Source organism: Mesorhizobium sp. M7A.F.Ca.CA.002.05.1.1, assembly GCF_003998335.1.
Taxonomy (GTDB): Bacteria; Pseudomonadota; Alphaproteobacteria; order Rhizobiales; family Rhizobiaceae; genus Mesorhizobium.
In genome coordinates this window covers 1-2,811 of the sequence record NZ_RZQI01000786.1, presented here as the reverse complement: position 1 = coordinate 2,811, position 2,811 = coordinate 1, and the positions used below count along the sequence as shown (strand labels likewise).

The 2,811-nt window shown below is 65.0% G+C and carries 3 protein-coding genes and 1 pseudogene; 1 reads left to right on the top strand and 3 read right to left on the bottom strand.

The features are described from left to right. Both EN939_RS28420 and htpX read right to left on the bottom strand, forming a co-directional pair. A partial coding sequence (locus EN939_RS28420; protein ID WP_442919571.1) for an RsmB/NOP family class I SAM-dependent RNA methyltransferase occupies nucleotides 1-1,329 on the bottom strand: 1,329 nt, incomplete at its 3' end. Then, on the bottom strand, nucleotides 1,320-2,336 hold the full coding sequence (gene htpX / locus EN939_RS28415; protein WP_127271031.1) for a zinc metalloprotease HtpX: 1,017 nt from the start codon (nucleotides 2,334-2,336) through the stop codon (nucleotides 1,320-1,322). The genes htpX and EN939_RS28420, both read right to left, overlap by 10 nt. A 119-nt stretch (nucleotides 2,337-2,455) precedes the next feature. On the opposite strand from htpX, the gene EN939_RS28410 reads away from it, so the two are divergent. Next, nucleotides 2,456-2,677 (top strand): DUF1674 domain-containing protein, encoded by a 222-nt coding sequence (locus EN939_RS28410; RefSeq protein WP_127271030.1) that lies wholly within the window; start codon nucleotides 2,456-2,458, stop codon nucleotides 2,675-2,677. A 7-nt stretch (nucleotides 2,678-2,684) separates the two neighbouring features. Here EN939_RS28410 and EN939_RS39390 read toward each other — a convergent pair. Then, a pseudogene (locus tag EN939_RS39390) lies at nucleotides 2,685-2,811 on the bottom strand (HAD family hydrolase); the annotation flags it as partial.

Here is a 2,811-nt window from a genome sequence, read left to right as displayed (position 1 = left end):
CTCCAGGTCGGCGGGCGTGGTGCGCAGCGTGCCTTGCGGCGTCAGGAACGAATCGATGCCGGCGATCTCGCCTTGCCGCAGCGGATCGTTGGCGACTTCAGGCGTGCCGGCCAGAAAGGCGTGATAGAGATCCTCGCCTTCGAGCGGATCGAGCGAACAGTTGGAAAAGACGATCCTGCCGCCGGGCTTCACCAGCGTGACGGCGCGGGCGAGCAGCCTGCGTTGCAGGTCGGCCAGTTTTTCGACATCAGCCGAAGTCTTGGTCCATGGCACGTCGGGGTGCCGCCGCACCGTGCCGGTCGACGAGCAGGGTGCGTCGAGGAGAACAGCGTCGAACAGTTCTTCTGGCTCATACTTGAGCAGGTCGGCCTGAACGATTTCGGCGGACAGGCCGAGACGCTCGAGATTCTGCGTCAGCCGCACGAGCCGGTTTTTCGAGGTGTCGACGGCGGTGACCTTCGCGCCGGCAACGATCAGCTGCGCCGTCTTGCCGCCGGGCGCGGCGCAGAGATCGGCAACCCGCAATCCCGCGACATCGCCGAACAGCCGGGCCGGCAGGCTGGCCGCGGCGTCCTGGACCCACCAGGCGCCCTCGGCAAAGCCAGGCAATTCAGTGACAGGACCGACAAGATTCTCGACCCGCACCGTGCCGGTCGGCAGGACGATGCCGCCGAGTTTTTCGGCCCAGAGACCGGGATCGGCCTTGACCGAGAAGTCGACCGGCGCCTCAACGCGATGCGCTTCGAGGATCTGTCTGGCCTTCTCGTTGCCGTAGGTGGTCTTCAGCCGATCGGAAAACCACTTTGGCGCTTCGTCGGTGGCGGCAAGGGCGGCAGGCAATTCCGTTTCCTTGGCACGTGCCAGTGTGCGCAGAACGCCATTGACGAGGCCGGAGAAGCGCACCGTGCGCGGATCGGACTTGGCATGGGTCACCGCAATGTCGACGGCGGCGCTGTCGGGAATATCGAGGAACAGGATCTGGGCTGCGGCGACATGCAATATGTGCGACAAAGCGGTGGCGTTGGGCGGCAGCGGCTTTTCCAGGCGCCGCGCCAGCAGCCCTGATATGGTCATGCGATAGCGCAGCGCGGTGACCAGGATGGCGCGGACAAGGCCGCGATCGCGCATGTCGAGCGCCTTGTATTGCGGGTGGCCGTTTTCGTGATCGGTCAGCCCATCAAGCGGCGTCCTGGCGTCGATGACGGCGGCAAGCAGGCGCGCCGCCGCCTTGCGTGCGGCGAGACCGGCAACGAAGTCGCCGCCGTCCCTGTGTTCCTGATCACTTGAAACTGTGCGTCGTGGTCCTCTGTCCGCCACGCTCACGACCACCGGCCCTTGGGCCCGGTCGGATTGCGACCCCATGGGTTGGATTTGGGCTTGGCGGGCTCCGCCGGCTGCTCGGGCTGCGCTGCCTCGCCCCATGGGCCGGATGGCCGCGGTTGATCTGCCTGCCGTGGCGTCGATGCCTGGCGCGGGGCGGCCTGGGTTTCGCCTTGCATCTGCTGCGCCATCGCCTGCAAGGCTGCGATGCGGTTCTCAGTGGCGGGGTGGGTGGAGAACAGGCTGTCCATGCGCTCGCCGTGAAGGGGATTGATGATGAAGAGATGCGCGGTCGCGGGATTGCGCTCGGCATCGGGGTTGCGGATGCGTTCGGCGCCGCGGGCGATCTTGTCAAGCGCCGATGCCAGCCAGAGCGGGTGTCCACAGATTTCAGCGCCACGCCGGTCGGCCTCGTATTCGCGGGTGCGGCTGACCGCCATCTGCACGACCATCGCGGCAAAGGGCGCTACGATCATCGCCGCCAGCACGCCGACAAAGCCGAACGGATTGTTGTCGCGATTGCCACTGAAAAAGAAGGCGAAATTGCCGAGCATCGAGATGGCACCGGCAAAGGTGGCGACGATCGTCATGGTGAGCGTGTCGCGGTGCTGCACATGGGCGAGCTCGTGCGCCATGACGGCTGCGACCTCTTCAGGCGTCAGCGCTTGTAACAGGCCGGTGGAGGCAGCAACCGCCGCGTTCTGCGGGTTGCGGCCGGTGGCAAAGGCGTTCGGCTGCGGGTTGTCGATCAGATAGGTCTTCGGCATCGGCAGGCCGGCCTGTTTGGCCATTGCCTGGACGATGGCGTAATATTCGGGCGCGTTCCTTTCGTCGACCTCGACGGCACGGTTCATCGACAGCACCATCTTGTCGGCATTCCAGTAGCTGAACAGATTGGTGCCGGCCGCGAACAGGAAGGCGATCATCATGCCGCCGGTGCCGCCGATCAAAAAGCCGACGCCCATGAACAGCGCCGTCATCGCGGCAAGAAGCATGGCGGTGCGGATGGTGTTCATCGTCTGCTCCTGTCGAAATGGCACCGAAAAGGGGTCGATCGTCGTGCGTTCATGGCTATATGATGGGAAACGCCAGTTCCTGTTTCAATTGACTGGGCTCAATCTGCCGAGATTATCGCATGACCGACGAAATCAGTAAAACAGGCGCCGCTTCTGCCGAAACGGCATCGCAGAGAGAGCTAACGCCGGCCGCACGCCGTGCGTTGGCCGAGGCCGCAGCGCGGCGGGAAGACTACCGCGAAAAGGAGGCCGCGCTGCCGAAGGAGATCGGTGGCCGCGGCGGCAAGGAGCCAGGGCGCTACGGCGACTGGGAGGTAAAGGGCCTCACCAGCGATTTCTAGATGCCGCCTAGGCGGCGTTGCGCTGCGGCTCGAGCGCGATCCAGCCACGCTCGTCGACGGTGATGCCGACCATGTCGTAGCCTGCGATCGCGGCATGTTGCGTTGGCAAGGGGTGCTTGTGCGTGGCGCTGATG